General features: G+C 36.7%; 13 protein-coding genes. 7 read left to right on the top strand and 6 right to left on the bottom strand.

Annotated elements, in window-relative coordinates:
- The first annotated feature begins 27 nt into the window (after positions 1-27).
- Together ACSHWW_RS00595 and ACSHWW_RS00590 are read left to right on the top strand one after the other, a co-directional pair.
- Positions 28-1,128 carry a CNNM domain-containing protein gene (locus ACSHWW_RS00595; protein WP_435680461.1) on the top strand — a complete coding sequence of 367 codons (1,101 nt, stop codon included), beginning with the start codon at positions 28-30 and terminating at the stop codon, positions 1,126-1,128.
- A 5-nt stretch (positions 1,129-1,133) separates the two neighbouring features.
- A complete protein-coding gene (locus ACSHWW_RS00590; protein ID WP_435680460.1) occupies positions 1,134-1,646 on the top strand; it encodes a DinB family protein in 513 nt (170 codons plus the stop codon).
- Here ACSHWW_RS00590 and ACSHWW_RS00585 read toward each other — a convergent pair whose 3' ends face one another.
- The 4 genes from ACSHWW_RS00585 to ACSHWW_RS00570 form a co-directional block, all read right to left on the bottom strand.
- The gene (locus tag ACSHWW_RS00585; protein WP_435680459.1) at positions 1,647-2,003 is read right to left on the bottom strand and encodes a hypothetical protein; all 357 of its coding nucleotides are present in this window, start codon (positions 2,001-2,003) and stop codon (positions 1,647-1,649) included.
- Between the two features lie 120 nt (positions 2,004-2,123).
- The gene (locus ACSHWW_RS00580; protein ID WP_435680458.1) at positions 2,124-6,293 is read right to left on the bottom strand and encodes a T9SS type A sorting domain-containing protein; all 4,170 of its coding nucleotides are present in this window, start codon (positions 6,291-6,293) and stop codon (positions 2,124-2,126) included.
- Between the two features lie 334 nt (positions 6,294-6,627).
- A complete protein-coding gene (locus ACSHWW_RS00575) occupies positions 6,628-7,920 on the bottom strand; it encodes an aminopeptidase P family protein (RefSeq protein WP_435680457.1) in 1,293 nt (430 codons plus the stop codon).
- Positions 7,921-8,201: 281 nt separating this feature from the next.
- A complete protein-coding gene (locus ACSHWW_RS00570) occupies positions 8,202-9,011 on the bottom strand; it encodes a DUF6503 family protein (protein WP_435680456.1) in 810 nt (269 codons plus the stop codon).
- A 690-nt stretch (positions 9,012-9,701) separates the two neighbouring features.
- Between ACSHWW_RS00570 and ACSHWW_RS00565 the strand changes: the two genes are divergently transcribed.
- Positions 9,702-12,587: a VPS10 domain-containing protein gene (locus ACSHWW_RS00565; protein WP_435680455.1), complete on the top strand. Its 2,886-nt coding sequence runs from the start codon at positions 9,702-9,704 to the stop codon at positions 12,585-12,587.
- Positions 12,588-12,597: 10 nt separating this feature from the next.
- Entirely contained in the window at positions 12,598-13,191 is a 594-nt protein-coding gene (locus ACSHWW_RS00560; RefSeq protein ID WP_435680454.1) for a phosphopantetheine-binding protein, read from the top strand.
- Here ACSHWW_RS00560 and ACSHWW_RS00555 read toward each other — a convergent pair.
- Positions 13,188-13,952: a hypothetical protein gene (locus tag ACSHWW_RS00555; protein ID WP_435680453.1), complete on the bottom strand. Its 765-nt coding sequence runs from the start codon at positions 13,950-13,952 to the stop codon at positions 13,188-13,190. The two genes, ACSHWW_RS00560 and ACSHWW_RS00555, sit on opposite strands and share 4 nt — an antisense overlap.
- Positions 13,953-14,220: 268 nt before the next feature.
- Here ACSHWW_RS00555 and ACSHWW_RS00550 point away from each other — a divergent pair, with 268 nt between their 5' ends.
- Genes ACSHWW_RS00550 through ACSHWW_RS00540 form a run of 3 tightly spaced genes read left to right on the top strand, consistent with a single transcriptional unit; the run spans position 14,221 to position 17,689 of the window.
- Entirely contained in the window at positions 14,221-14,883 is a 663-nt protein-coding gene (locus ACSHWW_RS00550; RefSeq protein ID WP_435680452.1) for a succinate dehydrogenase cytochrome b subunit, read from the top strand.
- A gap of 6 nt (positions 14,884-14,889) precedes the next feature.
- Positions 14,890-16,893, top strand: a complete 2,004-nt coding sequence (locus tag ACSHWW_RS00545) for a fumarate reductase/succinate dehydrogenase flavoprotein subunit (RefSeq protein WP_435680451.1) — start codon at positions 14,890-14,892, stop codon at positions 16,891-16,893.
- A gap of 55 nt (positions 16,894-16,948) precedes the next feature.
- Positions 16,949-17,689: a succinate dehydrogenase/fumarate reductase iron-sulfur subunit gene (locus ACSHWW_RS00540; protein ID WP_435680450.1), complete on the top strand. Its 741-nt coding sequence runs from the start codon at positions 16,949-16,951 to the stop codon at positions 17,687-17,689.
- Between the two features lie 119 nt (positions 17,690-17,808).
- Here the strand turns inward: ACSHWW_RS00540 and ACSHWW_RS00535 are convergent, their stop codons facing one another.
- On the bottom strand, positions 17,809-18,819 hold the full coding sequence (locus ACSHWW_RS00535; protein ID WP_435680449.1) for a fasciclin domain-containing protein: 1,011 nt from the start codon (positions 18,817-18,819) through the stop codon (positions 17,809-17,811).
- Positions 18,820-18,955 lie beyond the last annotated feature (136 nt).

The following is an 18,955-nucleotide window of genomic DNA, read 5'->3' as shown; positions in this document are numbered from 1 at the left end:
GTTGACTAACTTTACAAAAAAATATTCATGGGATTACTCCTTATTTACGCAACAGTTTCCATTTTCTTTTCATTTCTGTGTTCTATTCTAGAAGCAGTATTACTAAGTATTACTGGCACTTTTATGAAAGTAAAAGGACAAGAAGGCGCATCATACATTCCAGCTTTAAAAGAGCTTAAAAAAGATGTAGATAAACCACTCATCGCCATTCTAACTTTAAATACACTTGCTCATACCGTAGGAGCAATTCTAGTAGGTGTACAGGCAGAAAATATGGTGAGTGCTAGTGATTATAACAGCAGTTATTTTGGGATACCATTTGTGGGAATTATATCGGGAATCATGACTATTCTAATTTTAGTAGTTTCTGAGATTATTCCTAAAACGATAGGAGCAACTTACTGGAAAGGACTTGCTGGTTTTACTACTCGTGCCCTTAATATTATGATTTTCCCTTTGAAATGGACTGGAATTTTATGGCTGCTTCAATTAACCACTAAGGCGATTGGGAAAAGTGCCCACATGAACACCATGACTCGTGAAGATTTTATTGCTATTACAGATACCGCAGAGAAAGAAGGAGTTTTTGAACCTGCCGAAGGACAATACATCAAGAGTTTAATGAACTTTAATAAAATTGAAGTTAAGGATATTATGACTCCTCGTTCTGTAATGTTTATGGCTCCACAGACTATGAAAATCAAGGAGTTTTTCAAAGCAAATCCAGAGCTGCGTTTTTCACGTATACCAGTTTACGGTTCTAATCGAGATGATATTAAAGGTTATGTCCTTAAAGATCACATTCTTGAGGATATTATTCATGATAAACCAGCAGAAACGCTAGAAGATTTAAGGCGAGAAATCTCAATGGTTCCTGCAAATACGCCTATTCCACAATTATTTGAAAAAATGATTGCTACTAAAGAACACATGTCGCTAGTAGTAGATGATTATGGAAGTGTTCAAGGTATTGCTACTATGGAAGATGTCATTGAAACCATGCTCGGTCTTGAAATCATGGATGAAAGTGATAACGTAGAAGATATGCAGCAACTGGCTCGCAAGAATTGGGAAAAAAGGTCTAAATCTTTAGGTATAGAGAATCTAGATCAAGGTAATAACTTATAGAAATAATGAAGAAGATTATTTTAATACTCTCCATTCTTACCGCAGGACTAAGCACCGCGCAACAATATGATGTAAAAAGTGCTTTTCTTGAAAAGTGGAATAATTCAAAAGAATATTTAATTGCTATGGCAGAAGCTATGCCAGAGGATAAATATGATTTCAAACCTACTAAGCGCCAAATGAGTTTTAAAACTCAATTGATTCATATAGAAGGTAACATGAAGTGGCTAGCCTCAACTTACTTTGATCTTGCCACTTTAGGCGAGCCAGAAGACTTATCAGAGTTAAATAAAGAGGATTTATTAAATGCCTTAGCTTCTAGGTTTGATGATGTTACAATTGCCGTGAAAGCAATGGATGAAGATAGATTTAAGGAAAAAGTAGAGTTTTTTGCTGGTCCTAAATCTAGATTACAAATGCTTAATTTGTTACAAGATCACGTGACGCATCATCGAGGTCAGCTGGTTGTTTATTTTAATATGTGTAAAGTGGATTTACCTCAATACAGTGGTTGGTAATTAATCGATTACCTCAGCTTCCATCATATACTGAACGATAGCCTCTTTCATTAATAGAGATTGCTCACCTGCTTTGAGTGGTGGTAAATTTTCTTTCACCTCATAATGAGGCCATTTATCTTCATCAAAATGTGAGAACTCATAATAACCATAAGGTTCCAATACACGACATATAGCGATATGCATGAGTTGGTACTTTTCATCTTTTTTAAACTTGCGATGTAACTGTCCTAACTCTTGAACTCCTATTATAAAGAGTATAGCGTCTAAGTCCATTGCTTCTCCATCACTGAATCGCTCTTGAAAAAACGCCGTTGTTTGCGCCCATCGCTCCTTTAATTGTTCATCTCTGCTCATGTTGTAAAAATACGATGTGTGTAGAGAATAAGCTTTGTTTTTTCTCGCTTTCGCGAAAGCGGAATAAGAACCAAATCCTATCCCGCTTTTTACGAATTATTAAATGTTATTCTTTACTGATTAACGCACCATCCACTTCATAGATTTTACGTTTGTTCCTGCAGTAATGTGAACAATGTAGTTACCAGAAGAAAGTGCAGTGTGTGGAGTTACTTTAACGCCTTGAGCGATTTTAGTAAATTCTATGCCTATCTCTTGTCCTAGCATATTATAAACTTTTACGGAAACCGCATCTGTAATAGCATCAGGAACTTGAATCTCAAATCCGTTACCACTCGTGGCTGGATTAGGATATAATATCAACGCCTCCATATTCACGTTTGCAATGGAAAGTGTTCCACTAAATACGATTTTAAATCTATCATTTGCCATTGAAGCAGCATCGGTCGTTGTAGAGAAATCTATAATGGTGTCAGAATCTAATGCCATAAGAGTCATCGTTCCTAAGAAATTATCTACTACGTGAGCCGTGATAGGTGCAGAGAAATTCTCTCCTGTTACCTTAAATGAATAATTAGTATTTGCATTTAAACGTAAGGTGTGCAAAGACAATTCATCATTAGGCACTGGAATGGAAGTCGCATTTACAGCAAGTTTATCATTGTTTGCTAACCATGCTAGGTTCTCTCCTGGAGACTCTAATTTAATAGAATCATATCCATCTGTTTGTGCTGAGTATAAACTAGAGAAAACCGCTACCGTTCCATCTATAGGTGAATTACCATTTGCTAATTCTATAGGGTCAAAAATAGAAACGCTGATTTTAGCTTGGGAATTTACCGCTGGGCTAAAAACGTTATTAAACTGATTTGATTTATCTGCCTCTTTAAAAGTTATAGATCCCGCAGTTCCATTAGTAGAATTCTGTACAAAAATAGCTTGACCTGTCTGGATGTGCTCATCAACTTGAGAAGAAGCGTTATCATTTGTATCACTCAATCCATTATAAGCTACATAACGTCCTCGATCGCTAGCACTACCCATGTTAGGATCCCATACATAATACGTATTTGTGATACCAGTTTTAGTGAGGTCATTCCAGTTTACTGGACTTATATAAGGATTACCTATCATACTAAAACCATTATAGTTAGTAGTATTATTTATCCCTACATCTGAATTTGCATCAAAAGTTACATTCCCAGTAATCCATTTACCCGTTGCAGTAAGTGTGGTTGCAGCGTTCATAGTCGCCAGTGCTGGAGCTGTAAGATCTACATTTCTATCTCCTCTGATCATCGTGCGGTATCCTTCACCTACTTTTAATCTATTTGTATTTGTACTAGTCACACTTTCCCAAGAGTTTCCAGTGGCTAATTGATTATTAAACCTGAACATGGATGGATTACCACTACCGGACGCATCAAAACCATATAAACCTTCAGTAGATCCAGTTATATGAGTATCTTGTTGCCAGTTGTCACTTATAAAGTCTGTTGTATTTACTGGAGATGCGAGCAATCTAAAAGCTCTTTTCCCTTGCGGAATAAAACGCTCCACAATAATATCACCTTCACCTACATACTCACCATTAAAGGTGCTAAATCGACCTGTTCCTGTTGCATCACTCTTAAATGTGATGCTACCGCTGTTTGCTAAATTACCATTTACCTTAAGTCTTTTGTCTCCTGGAATAACCAAGTTTTTACCACTGTTAATGATTAAATCCTTTACTACTAAATTACTTGGTACGGTAAAATCATCATCTATCAATGCATTATCAGTCGCAGTAGGTCCTGTTGTATTAGACCAAGCTTGATTTCTCCATGCAATAGGTGCTGGTTGCTGAGTAAGCGTTAAACGGATCACGTCTGGCGAACCAGGAACTATTTGTAAAGTACTGCTACCTGTGTAACCTTCAAACTTAATATTATCAAATACTCCAGAAGCATTTGCACTCGTAATATTATTTGCTACTATAAGGTCAAAAACTTCATAACCTGCTGGCGTATAATTGAAATCAATTAAAATATCTCCGTTTACCGTAATGCTATTATTTTTTGCAATCATTTGTGTGTAATCTACACTTGAAGCAATTTCAACCACGTGAAGCGAGTTGTTTTTAAGAATCTTATTTTGAGCAACTACACTTGCGCCATAACGTATGCGTCCATACTCTGTATCGCCAGCTCCATCATTATTAGTATCTCTAAGATGAGTTGTTCTAATGCGCTCATACCAGGTTGCATAATCCTCTGGAACTATGATTTCATACATTCCATCATAAGCATCTAATTCTGTACGCTGATCTAAAACATTATCATTACCACTATCCACTACGCCATTTGCAGCTTCCCAAGAGTTTTGGGCGTTAAAGTAATAAGCCATACGATTATTACTCCATTCTTGATCTGATCTTGCGTAAACTCCTGCGTCTTTAAAAACAGGCTCGTTATTAGAAATTCCATCTTCTACTCCAGGAACGTTATCTAATAAAGTTTGTGTGTTTTTATTGTGGTCGTGCACCCAATTATCATTTTCAATAACCACATCATAAATTGCAGCTCTAGCTTTTAATTCTGCAATAATGCTTTGTGGAGCTCCTAAGTTGGGTGAAGGATTTACTAAAGCAAAATCACCATCATCAGGATCTTTAAACATAGGTGCGCCCACATTACTAGCAACACTACTAGGTCTTATGATACCAGAACCTACTTGATTATTACTAAAAGTGCTTCCCGTACTTCCTTGAGCATCTACAAGTTCAAAAGCTTCTCTTGAAGGATCTACTTGCACTGCATTATTGAAACAATTGAAATTTAAAAATGGTGTTCCAGGCGTGTTGTTCTCCACAAAACCTTTTTGAGTATCAGTTATACCATCTGCATGTGGATCCTGACTATAAACAGTATTATTTGAAACCTCAAGATTGTTTGTGTATTTCAATCTGATTCCGTCAATTTTATGATAAGCTACTACGTTATTCTTAATAATCGCTTTCATTCCTGTATCGTGCTCTTCTATCTCATCAATTAAAATAGATTTACCTTCATCAAGTGTCCAGTTCATATATCCTTTTCTAGGAACCCAAGAATAAATACGCTGATGAATATTTAATAGAAAGTTACCTTCAATTTCCCATCTATATTTATTAGGATCATCAGCATTTGCAAAGTGACCGTAACGCTGTTGTCTCATAATACCGTGTCCACCACTTAGTGATGTCTTACCGATGTTATAGATAACGTTTCCTTTAATTTGAATGTACCTTCCATCTTCGATATTTACCGCTTTTTGATAAAAATCATGGATTACATTATTTGTAATTCTAATGTCTTGCGCCTCAGAAATTTTAATTGCGATTCCACCACCAGAGAGGTTATTACTAAACGTGTCTGGTTGCCACACATAATTTGCAAGAATATCATAATGGTTTGTTACGTTTGATTTACCATCAATTTCAAAACCTTTAATTTCTATATTTCTAGCATCATTGTCAAAATGAAAATTTCTAGATTCAATAAGGTTGAATTTTACTTTTCCACCTGGCTCAGGTGTCATGGTAATTAATTCAGTTGAGTTTGTTGAAATATCTATGAACTGATTGAGGCTGTATTCACCAGTTTTTACATAAACATATCTTTTAGAGCGAGCCAGTGCTTTATCCAGTGCATAAGGAATAGTTTTAAATGGTGAACTGCTACTACCACTTGAATTATTATCAGTTCCATTATTTAAATCTAGATAAACCGCTCCGGTAAATGTACCACCACCGCCGGTTCCACCAGACCCGTCAGTGGCTTGAAAAGACACTGACTGAATCTCTACAGTTTTACCAGCATTGTCATAAGTAGATCCATTTACAGATCCATTATCAGTTTTAAATTGAACTTTTACTTCGTTTACAGTGGATGACCATGAGGCATTGGACATATCCACATAATAAGTTTTAAAACTAGAATCATCATTAGTAATAACTGTGGACGCCCATGAAGAGCTCGCGAGTGGATGTCCTACTCTTAACAGTGTAGGACCACCAGCGCCTACTTTTAATGTGATTTTTGCAAACTTGTATGTAGTTGTATTAATACCTGCGTTGCTGATCTGGATTCTAGGATTGTTACCAGATTGTGTGGTTAAAACAGCACTATTTGCTGTATAAGCTGCTGTGAATTTGTTTGTGGACCAACCATCCAATTGATCTGTTGAGTTAAAGCTCCAACTAGGTTGTGCGACTGCTACGCTTATTGACAAAATAGCGATAGCAAAAAGTAATTTTTTTAATAACATAAGTTTTGAATTTTTCGGGCTGTATCAAATATAATTCTTTTATCAACTTTTGCCTCAAATAGGACGTTAAGGGATTATTTCTTGAATGTTAATGACGATTAACATACTTTATAATCGTTATAACGCTGTAGAAACTAGCAATTCATCTGACTATATGATAAAATAAATAGCTATTATTAGACTATGAGTAGTTAAGAGAATATCATTAAATGAGTACATAAACACTTCTCAACTATTTAAAAAATGATGTAGAAAAGACTAAAAACAAAAATTCCAATTTCAAGAATAACTATGTTGTTCTTGAAATTGGAATTTATAAAGATTATTTGATATTCTATTTATTCATCAACTCCTCAATCTCTTCAATTTCTATAGGAATGTCTCTCATTAAGTTAAATGGTGCACCGTTTCCATTAATCACCACATCATCTTCCAGTCTAATTCCGAATCCTTCATCTGGTAAATAGATTCCTGGTTCAACGGTAAATACATTTCCAGCCTGCATAGGTTCCCATAAAATTCCATAATCGTGCGTGTCCAGTCCCATGTGGTGCGAAGTTCCATGCATGAAGTACTTTTTATAAGCTGGCCAGTCTGGATTTTCATTTTGCACATCGGCTTTATCGAGGAGTCCTAGGCCTATAAGTTCGCTAGTCATAATTTTACCTACTTCTACATGGTATTCTTTCCAGAGTGTTCCTGGAACGAGCATTTTAGTGGCTTCGTTTTTGACTCTTAGCACCGCATTATAAACCTCTTTTTGACGATCGGTATACCGTCCATTTACTGGAATGGTTCTAGACATGTCACTAGCATAATTTGCATACTGCGCACCAGCATCTATAAGGATTAAATCTCCGTCTTTACATTCTTGATTATTCTCTATGTAATGTAGCACATTTGCATTATTACCACTAGCTATAATAGGTGTGTAAGCAAATCCATCGCTACGTCTTCTTATAAACTCATGTAAAAACTCTGCTTCTATTTCATATTCTGTCACATCAGGTTTCACAAAATTCAATACTCTACGGAAACCTGCATTTGTAATATCACAAGCCTGCTGTAACAAGTCAATCTCAATCTGATCTTTTACCGCACGCAAGCGCTGTAAAATAGGAGCAGATTTTGCATAATTATGCGCTGGGAATTGTGCTTTGGCCTTTTTAATAAATCGGTCCTCACGAGATTCTAGTTCCACGCTTTGGCGGTAATGCTCATTAGTATTGAAATAAATGGTCTCGCATTGCGTCATCATTTCAAAAAACTTCTTGTCAAAATCGCTCAACCAGTACACCGTTTTGATTCCCGAAACTTCTGTAGCGCGTTCCTTAGTCAGCTTCTCGCCTTCCCATATCGCAATATGTTCATTAGTCTCTGTCACAAAAAGCACTTCACGGTGCGCTGGGTCAGGACAATCTGGAAATAATACGAGAATGGTATTTTCTTGATCTGCTCCACTTAGATAAAATATATCTCTGTGTTGCTTGAACGGTAACGTACTGTCAGCTCCTGTTGTAAAAACATCGTTTGAATTAAAAACGGCAAGACTCGACGGCTTCATTTTATTCATGAAGTTTTTACGATTCTGAATAAAAAGCTTTGAGTTTATAGCATGGTATTTCATAGTGGTAATAAAATTGTGTGTTGGTAAGTGTGTTCCTCACGCTTTCGAGAAAGCGTAATCACACAGCTAGCAAGATACCAATGCTTATAGAGATAGCAAAGGATTAAAGAAATCTATAACATTAAGATTATCTCTTCTTACGTTTCTTTTTATTTTTTAAAAAAGTGACTACTAATAGAAGAACTGCGATTAGAACAATTCCTATAATGACGTAACGTACTGTTTCCATAATAATTTAAGGTTGGGTTTAAAAAATTAAATTACTACAAAAAATCGAGATTCTAGTCATCTACATAGATTCCGTTCTCTGGCATTTTGAAAAAATCAGATCCCATATCACTGGCGTCTGCATCTACAGCTGAGAAAATTCTAGGTGCTCCTCGAGCCTCAGTAGGTAAATTATTTTCTGTTTTATACCATGTAAGTTCTTCTGGCAGCAATAATCCTTTCACATCTTGCCATTTATTATACTTGATATAATGGAAGTCTGTTGATTTTGAATCTTTACCATAAGTAACGGTGTAGCCTAGCCATTCCATTTGATGAGTTACTGGATGATAATAAAGTATGTATTCATCATCTGGAGAATCACCTACGTTTGAACCATAGCTTATTTTAATTCCTGGATAAGAAATTCCATCTTTTTCAAGTGCCGTGGTCTCAGTATAGACTATTCCATCATCTGCAAGTATAAATGGCATGGCATAAAAGTAGAACATGAGATTATGATAAAAACGTGCTCTATCTTTAGGATAATAAGTACTGTCTTGAGCGAGCCATACTTTCCCATTTTCAGCTCCTATTTGATACTTTTCGGTTTCTATAAGTGCGTTTCTAGTGTATAAATCTGTGGTGTGAACCTCAACTCCATCTTCTTTGGGCATGGTGAAAGTTAAGCTTTGCATGCTATTCCAGTTCCCTAATCCACCATGAGCGGTAAACACTTCCTGTAGCGCCACTGGATAAGCTGCCATATCAATTTTATGCTTTTTGCTGACTTCAGCATTTGAAGTTTCTAAATCTTGTTTTGTTTCGGTTTTACAGGACATTAAAATTGCCACTGTAAATAAGGCTAGTAGTATTTTTTTCATAACGGCAATGTAAAAAAAGAGTATCACGGAAATGTTAGGATGATTATAAAATAATCACCGAAACGTTTCCCTAGTCCTGAAAGGTAGGTTTCTGGATTTAGGTTTTTAAAAGATTTTAGAGGTTGGAAAACTTCATCGATTCAATAATCAAATTTAATAGAAAAGTTAGTCGTCAACATGCCAAGTTTCCGTCTTGGCATGTTTGGCAAAACGTGAAACTTTTTAGATAGTAAATAGCACGCCGAAACCTTTCCCTAGCCTTGAAGGGTAGGTTTCTAGTTATAGGACTTAAATGATTTTTAAAGAATAATTTCAATTGTTTCCGCACCCTTTAGGGTTGGGGAACGGAAACGAAACGAACCATTATTTTAAAGGCATTCATGTTATTATATTCTGCTGAAGCAGACCAGAATCCGATTTAAACGATGCCAACACCAATAGTTGTCATGTCAAATCTTAAAATCTGGTAGGCAACACTCCAAGTATTCGTCTTGGCATGTTTGACAAAACGTGAAACTTTTTAGATAGTAAATAGCACGCCGAAACCTTTCCCTAGCCCTGAAGGGTAGGTTTCTGGATTTAGGTCTCAAATTAATTTTATTAGTATTAAACTTCCTCTCCGCTGGAGAGGACAGAGGTGAGGCATTTCAAATTCTATGACTTATCTTTAAACTCCATAAAAATTACACCATGAAAAGAGTTCTTTCTATTGCATTTTTACTCACTACGTTTTTAGCAATTGCGCAAAATCCTGCGGCAACTCCAGCTGCTCAAGTACAACAAGGTCTGGAACAACATCAACAAATGGCGCAAAACTCGCTGTTTAAAAATATCAAATTCGAAAATATAGGTCCTACCATCATGTCTGGTCGTGTGGTGGATGTGGAAGTAAATCCTGCTGATCCTACCGAAATGCTCGTAGCATATGCCAGTGGTGGACTGTGGCATTCTGTTAATAACGGAACCAGTTTTACACCTATTATGGACGGTGCTGGAACTATTAATTTAGGAGAAATCGCTGCGGACTGGAATTCTAGAACCATCTGGGCTGGAACTGGAGAAAACAACTCCAGTAGAAGTAGTTATGCAGGAATAGGAATTTTAAAGTCCACTGATTGGGGAAAAACATGGAGCAAACCTATGCTTACAGATTCTCATCACATAGGACGTATTTTGATTAATCCTTCAAATAGCGACCACGTGGTTGTAGCTGTCACAGGACCTTTATATTCTAAAAGTGATTCCCGCGGAATTTTCACTACTCAAGATGGTGGAGCGACTTGGGAGAAAACACTTTTTGCAACTAACATGGCTGGTTTTATAGACCTCGCTCATTCACCTACTAACTTTAATATCATGTATGCAGCGAGCTGGGAAAAAGACCGCAAAGCGTGGAATTTTGATGGTGATGGAGATGCCAGTGCGATTTATAAAAGCATGGACGCAGGGCAAACTTGGAATAAAATAACAACACAAGCTAGTGGTTTCCCAGTAGGTTCTGGAGTTGGTCGTATCGGGTTGGCTGTTTATGATGATAACACCGTTTATGCCATTCACGACTCACAGTTCCGTAGAGATAAAGATGATGATGGTGGTAACGCTTTCGCGAAAGCGGACTCCGACAACAACCTTTCTAAAGACGACTTTAAATCCATGTCTAAAGAGGCTTTCCTAAAGCTGGATAACGATAAACTCAACAAATTCTTGAAGCAAAATGGATTTCAAGAAAAATACCGTGCAGACAATGTGAAAAACATGGTGCGCAGTGGAGATGCAACACCGCTGGACGTAGCAAAATATCTTGAAAATGCAAACACGCAACTATTTGACACACCTGTAAAAGGTGCCGAATTATACCGCAGTAATGACGGTGGAAAAACGTGGAACAAAACACACGAAGGTCAAATAGACGACGTTTTCTACAGTTATGGTTACTACTTTGCTCAAGTGCGTGTGGATCCTAGCGATGTTAACCATGTTTATGTGATGGGTGTTCCTATCATTAAATCAGCTGATGGTGGTAAAAACTGGGAAAGTATTTCAAGAGAAAACGTACATGCAGACCATCACGCACTATGGATAAATCCTAACAAACGTGGTCACTTAATCAATGGTAACGACGGCGGACTCAACATCTCTTATGACGATGGGGAAACATGGATTAAGAATAACTCACCTAGCGTAGGTCAATTTTATGCTATCAATTATGATTTCCAAAAACCATATCGTGTTTATGGTGGATTGCAAGATAATGGAGTTTGGGTAGGTGCTCATAACGCGCCTGAAGATAGAAGCTGGCACCAGCGTGGTTATTATCCATGGGAAACCATTATGGGTGGCGACGGCATGCAAATCCAGATTGATTCACGCAACAGCGATTTGGTTTACACGGGTTATCAATTTGGTAATTATTTTAGAATCAATAGAGGAACTGGAGACCGTAAATATATCCAGCCTAAACATGAACTAGGTGAATCTCCATATCGTTTCAACTGGCAGACTCCTATTATGTTGAGTTCGCATAACCAAGATATTCTTTATCTAGGTGGTAATAAACTGCACCGTTCAATGAATCAAGGTGATGACTGGACCGCAATTTCTCCAGACTTAACACAAGGTGGCAAAGAAGGAAACGTTGCCTACGGAACTCTAACTACCATAAGTGAATCGCCGTTTCAATTTGGGTTGATTTACACAGGATCAGATGATGGACTGGTTCAAGTAACTAAAGATGGTGGCGTAGAATGGGAACAACTCAATGGTGGCTGGCCAGCAAATCTATGGGTAAGTCGTGTAGTAGCATCACAACATAAAAAGGGCCGTGTTTACGCGACGTTAAATGGATATCGTTTTGATGATTTTACACCTTATATATATATGAGTGAAGATTATGGGGAAAATTGGAAGAACATTGGGATTTCTATTCCTACGGCAGCAGTTAATGTAATTGTGGAGCATCCTAAAAAAGAGAATATTCTATTTGTGGGGACAGATAATGCTACTTATATAAGTACAGATAGTGGTAACACATGGAATCTACTCACTGGCGGAATGCCACCGGTAGCCGTTCACGATTTAAAAATCCAACCTGAAGAAAATCATTTGCTCGTGGGAACACATGGTCGTTCTATATATTTAGGAGATTTAAATGCTCTTAATCTATTAAATGTTTCTAGTCAAGATGAATTCATGTCGGGAACTACTGGAACTAAATTGAAACTAGCTGAGATAGAAAAAACGAAAGCTTCTTCTCGTTACGGTAGTAAAGGATTTATGTGGAGTGAAGGACCAGAACCTTCTATAGAACTTGCTTTTTACAGCCCAACTGCTGGAAAAGTAAAAATAGAAATCCTTAACGAAAACGGAAAAACTATTCAAGAATTTGCCACTACAGCAGACAAAGGTTTAAACTTCTATGAGTATGATGGAACGATTTCAAAATCTGGTTTAAAACGTTTTAAAGAAAAAGCTAAAACCGCAGATAACGGAAAAACCTATTTGCCAGTCGGGAAATACACGGTGAAAATAACTGGGAATCTGGGAAGTGCTGAGCAAGTGCTTGAGATGGTGGAGTAAATTTTAGATTATGGGTTTGGACTCCGTAGAATTAGTAATGACTTTTGAAGAAACATTTGGAATAATTGTTCCTGATGAGGAATCCGAGAATATCATAACCATTCAAGATATGGTAGATTCTGTTTTTGAAAAAATAATAATCAATCCTAGCGAAAAGTGTTTATCGCAATTAGTTTTCTATAGAATTAGAAATGCATTTGAAAGTTTTGGCAATTATAAAAGCGTTATCACTCCTGATTCAAAAATATCAGATTTACTTAGTAAAACTGATTTAGAATCTGATTGGGATCAGTTAGCAAGTAAAATTGGACTCAAAATTCCCGAACTTGTTGATATAGATTTAAACAATTCACTAAAAAGTGAAGTGCGATTCTTTGGGTTTAAAATATTTGACAGAACAAAACCTATAGCAGAAAATACATTAAGAAAATTGACTGATTGGATTATATCGATGAATTCAGAAGAACTAATTGATATCCAAGAAATCTCCAGTAAATATGAGATAGAAAGAATAGTTTGTCTCATAATTGAAGAAAAAATAGGGATTCCATTAAGTGAAATAGAACCTTATCATTCCTTTCATAATGATTTAGGAATTGATTAAAACCCAGTCACAATTAAATTTCTCGCACCGTTGATTCCACATTTCTGGTATTTGTGATAAGCTTGAGCGGCTCGTTCTCTAATTTGCTCGTCAGTTTCTTTTTCAATCCATCCATCAATAGTAGCTTTAAGAGTATAAGCTTCTGGTGCCATAAGGTTTGAAGTCCAGACTAATGGATTTGCTTTTGTGATTTTTAGATATGGTGTGAAAAAACTACGACTCGAACAGGCTAAAATAACAACATCTCGCTTTTTATCATTTACTGGTTCAAATGCTCCGTTTACATCAAACTCCATGAGTCCGTCATGGCCTATGTATGAAATCAGTTGAGCATCTCCTCCAAAACAAAGTAGTTGACTACCAACTTCTAGTTGGAAACCATTTCTACCTGCGGTTGCCTCTAGAAAGTCAATGGTTGTTTGCTTAATATGTTCTCCATCATAAGCATCGGCAAGGAGATAGGTGTTTGTAGTATTATGTTTGAATAAAACGCGTTCTAAAATCAAACTATCCACCTTTTTTGAAGTATGGACTAAAGTCCAGTCTTTACTATTCTTCATGAAACTTTTTACACCATACATTGCGCCCCAATAAAGATTATTAGCCGGATCTTGTCCATTGCCTATTTTTTCAGGAACTGGCACAATTCCTTGGTTAGCATTATCACATAAGGCTACAAAAGCGTGAATGGTTCTTGGCTCTTGTTGTTGACCTGTAACTTGGAAAGAAGCACTAAATAATAAGAGTACGAGATATTTCATTGAATTAGAACGTGAAAACCATGCTATGAAGTATGATTAAATTTCACGCTTTCGCGAAAGCGTAATCACAAAAAAATAAAATCCCAACACAAACTTAACAAACCACAAGTAAGGAAAAGAAGTCTATAACTACTATAAGGAGGCAATATGCTTCATGAAAATTATTAAGATTCAATCCAAATAAGCGCAAGTCATCGGGCTTTTGACTATAACGATTGAAATTGATGAATGTGAAAGTTATCTTTGCCTTTAAACTAAAAAATTATACATGAGCGCATTAGTAAAATCTTCTATTGCTAGAAAGTGGATAATGGCACTTTCGGGACTGTTTCTGGTTGTATTCCTGACTCAGCATTTTGTCATAAATATTACATCAGTCGTTGCACCAGACACCTTTAACGAGTGGTCACACTTTATGGGTTATAATCCATTAGTGCAATTTATAGCACAACCTATTCTTATAGGTGGACTTATCGTTCACTTTGTAATGGGAATCGTTCTAGAAATACAAAATAGAAACGCAAGACCTGTTAAATATGCTAAGTTCTCAGGAAACTCAAACTCGCAATGGGTTTCTCGTAATATGATTATAACTGGACTTGTTGTACTTGCTTTTTTAGGATTGCACATGTATGATTTCTGGGTACATGAAATGAACGTAAAGTATATCGATGTACAACCTGAAGATCCAACGAGATATTTAGAAGAATTGAAGCATAAATTTGTAGATATATGGAGAGTCGTTCTTTATGTAATTGCAAATGTGTTGCTTGCAATGCACTTGTGGCATGGTTTCAATAGTTCATTCCAGTCCATGGGAGCAAAAGCTGTTAATAAAGGTGATGGATTGAGAAAAGCAACTTATGCTTGGTCTATCCTTATTCCTGCAGGTTTTATTTTCATCGCATTGTTCCATCATTTTAATCACTAGAATATTATGTCAGTATTAGATTCTAAAGTACCTAATGGACCACTTGCTGATAAGTGGACTACTCATAAAAATCACATAAACCTAGTTAACCCTGCAAATAAGCGTAACATAGACGTTATCGTTGTGGGAACTGGACTTGCTGGTGGCTCTGCCGCTGCAACTCTTGCTGAACTAGGATATAACGTTAAGACTTTTTGTTATAATGATTCTCCACGTCGTGCGCACTCGATTGCTGCACAAGGTGGAATTAACGCTGCCAAAAACTATCAAGGAGATGGAGATTCAAACTTCCGTTTATTCTATGATACTATTAAAGGTGGTGATTATAGATCTCGTGAGGCAAACGTACACAGACTTGCAGAGGTTTCTTCAAACATTATCGATCAGTGTGTGGCACAAGGAGTTCCTTTTGCACGTGAATATGGTGGATTGTTAGATAACCGTTCTTTTGGTGGTGTTCTTGTTTCTAGAACATTCTATGCTGCTGGACAGACAGGACAACAATTATTACTTGGAGCATATTCTGCATTGAACAGACAGATCAACCGTGGTAAAGTAACACCATTTAACCGTCACGAGATGTTAGATCTTGTAAAAGTAGATGGAAAAGCTCGCGGTATTATCGCTCGTAACTTAGTTACTGGTGAGATTGAAAGACATGGAGCACATGCCGTAGTGATCGCTTCTGGTGGTTATGGAAATGTATTTTTCCTTTCTACAAACGCAATGGGAAGTAATGTAATGGCAGCCTGGAGAACACACCGTCGCGGTGCTCACTTTGCAAACCCATGTTACACACAAATTCACCCTACTTGTATTCCAGTATCTGGAGAACACCAGTCTAAACTGACCTTGATGTCAGAATCATTACGTAATGATGGACGTATTTGGGTTCCTAAGAATCTTGAAGATGCTCAAGCAATACGTGAAGGAAAATTAAAAGGTGTAGACCTTAAAGAAGAAGATAGAGATTATTATCTAGAGAGAAGATATCCAGCCTTTGGTAACTTAGTGCCACGTGACGTTGCGTCTCGTGCTGCAAAGGAACGTTGTGATGCTGGTTATGGAGTAAATAAAACCGGTAACGCTGTTTACCTTGATTTTGAAGCTTCATTCTTAAGATATGGAAAAATAGAAGCCTTAACTAGCGGTCATAAAGACGCTAGTGAAGCAGAAATGATTGCTTTAGGTAAGAAAGTGATCGAGAAGAAATACGGTAACTTGTTTGATATGTATAGAAACATCACAGACGAGAATCCTTATGAAATGCCTATGAAGATTTTCCCTGCAGTGCATTACACTATGGGTGGACTATGGGTAGATTATAATTTACAGACTACAGTACCAGGATGTTTTGCTGCTGGTGAAGCAAACTTCTCTGATCACGGTGCAAACCGTTTAGGAGCAAGTGCCTTAATGCAAGGTCTTGCAGATGGTTATTTTGTATTACCATACACTATAGGTGATTATCTAGCAGACGAGATTAGAACTGGACCTATTTCAACTGAGACAGCTGAGTTTGAACAAGCAGAAAAAGATACTCGTGCTCGCATCGAGAAATTGATGAATGGCGCAGGAACACATTCTGTAGATTATTATCATAAAAAACTAGGTTTAATCATGTGGAACAAATGTGGAATGTCACGTAACGCGACGGATCTACAATCTGCAATGGATGAAATAGCTGAGTTAAGAGCAGATTTCTGGAAAAACGTAAGAGTTCCTGGAAGTGCTGATACGAAGAATCAAGAACTAGAAAAAGCAGGCCGCGTAGCAGATTTCCTTGAGCTAGGAGAACTGTTTGCTAAGGATGCATTGACTAGAAACGAGAGTTGTGGTGGTCACTTCCGTGAAGAGTACCAGACTCCAGAAGGTGAAGCACTGCGTGATGATGAGAATTTTGCATTTGTGAGCGCTTGGGAATACGATGAAAATCCACGTAATGCTAAGTTGCACAAAGAAGACCTAGTCTTTGAGAACGTAAAACTAGTAACTCGTAGTTATAAATAATTGAATTTTAAATGTTCCGCTTTCGCGAAAGCGTGACTAAATAAATATAAGTAGTATGAAACTTACTTTAAAAATATGGAGACAGGCAGGTCCTGAAGCCAAAGGGAAAATAGTTGACTATCCACTAGATGGTGTTGATGGTGATATGTCTTTTCTTGAAATGATGGATATCTTAAACGAAGAATTAGTCAATAAAGGTGAAGAGCCTGTAGAATTTGACCATGACTGTCGTGAAGGAATTTGTGGATCATGTAATATGATGATTAATGGTCAACCTCATGGACCGCAAAAATTGACCACTACCTGTCAATTGCACATGAGAAAGTTCAATGATGGAGATACGATTACTATTGAGCCATGGAGAGCAGCTGCATTTCCTGTAATCAAAGATTTAATTGTAGATCGCTCTGCATTTGATAGAATCCAGCAAGCAGGTGCTTATGTGTCTGTTAACACATCTGGTAATACTCAAGATGCAAACTCTATTCCTATCGAGAAAGCAAAAGCAGACGAGGCATTTCATTCAGCAACCTGTATAGGTTGTGGAGCTTGTGTTGCTGCATGTAAGAATGCTAGTGCGATGTTATTTACAAGTGCCAAAGTATCTCAATACGCTTTGTTACCACAAGGTGAAATTGAAGCGACTGATCGTGTTCAAAACATGGTGCGTCAAATGGATATGGAAGGATTCGGTAACTGTACCAATACTGGTGCATGTATGATTGAATGTCCTAAAGGAATTAAGCTTGAAAACATAGCTCGAATGAATACTGAATATTTAAAAGCTAACTTTTAATACTTAAGCTTTAAAGATGTTGTATTAAAAAACCACCTCAATGAGGTGGTTTTTTTGTGACTTAAAACAACTAAGGCTTTCTACAACTAGAAAGCCTTTTATCATGAAAACAGAATTGTTTAATGAAGAACCTTTTCAGTAAGTAATAAAATACCATTAGATGTTTGAATTGAATTCACCTGTGAAGACTTAAGTTTTACTACTTCGCTAAATGGACTCGTTTTAAAAGAAACTTCATTATTTCCAGCTACAGTTGTGGAGACTGTTGCTCCTAGAGTTTGGATATTTAAACCGTTAGTAAGTTCATCTACCTCAAGGTTATCATAAGAACTTACCTGAGTTCTTACTGCAAAATTTATGACCTCAGTACCAGTGGAATTTGTAGAGTTGGTGGTGACTAAATTAGACATGAAGTATTCAACAGCAGCATTATCTGGCGCAAAAATTGTTAATTCACTTGAGTCATTTTCAGATATCTTTCTATTTAAAACTTCTAGAATTTCGGCAGCGTTATTAGATTGTCCTATTAAGTTCTTAAAAGAATTAAACTGTTTGCTCTCGTTAATGAAAGTATGTGCTGTAGATAGTTCTACTACTTGATCAACTGCATGCACAACTCCATTTACAAAAAACTGATCTGGAGTGTTGATGGTAATTCCATTAATTTTAAGTCCAGAATCATTAGTAATTATAGACATTACATGTGATGAAGATTGAAATTGTGTTTGTGCCATTGTTTCTAATAAGAGTTCACTAGCCGACTCTAAGTCTCCTAAAACAATCTCACTTGTGATTACATGATTTTTTAAAAGCTCTTTTAGATAGTCCTGCGGTATATCATTTATAGTTGCATATCCATTTTCCTGTAAATAATTATTAAAAGCGGCATTGGACGGCGCAAAAAGCGTAATGTTTTCTTGATTTGCTAACCAATCTTGAATATCAGAACCTTCTATAGCGTTATTAAACATAGAGTAGTTCTCATTTGAATCAATAAAGTCCGAAATCTTTTGTGGAATTTCTTCTTGATATAAATCAGAGTTTGAGAGTTCTTCACCACTGCATGAAAAAACTAAAATAGAAAGAGACATTAAAAAGGTAAATCTTAAAAGGGAAGTAAAGTTTCGCATGATATTATATTTAAGGTTGACTCAAATTTATTCATACAACTGATAAAAAAGTATTACAACGAGAGGTATTCGATGAAAGTCATAAGGCAAAATTATTCCCGGAATATTACTTTAAAAAGTTAACCTATTGATTAAC

Origin of the sequence: Nonlabens sp. (assembly GCF_051251825.1) — a bacterium.
Lineage (GTDB): Bacteria > Bacteroidota > Bacteroidia > Flavobacteriales > Flavobacteriaceae > Nonlabens.
Note: the sequence above shows the minus strand (reverse complement) of the source record. Positions and strands in the feature narration are given on the sequence as shown.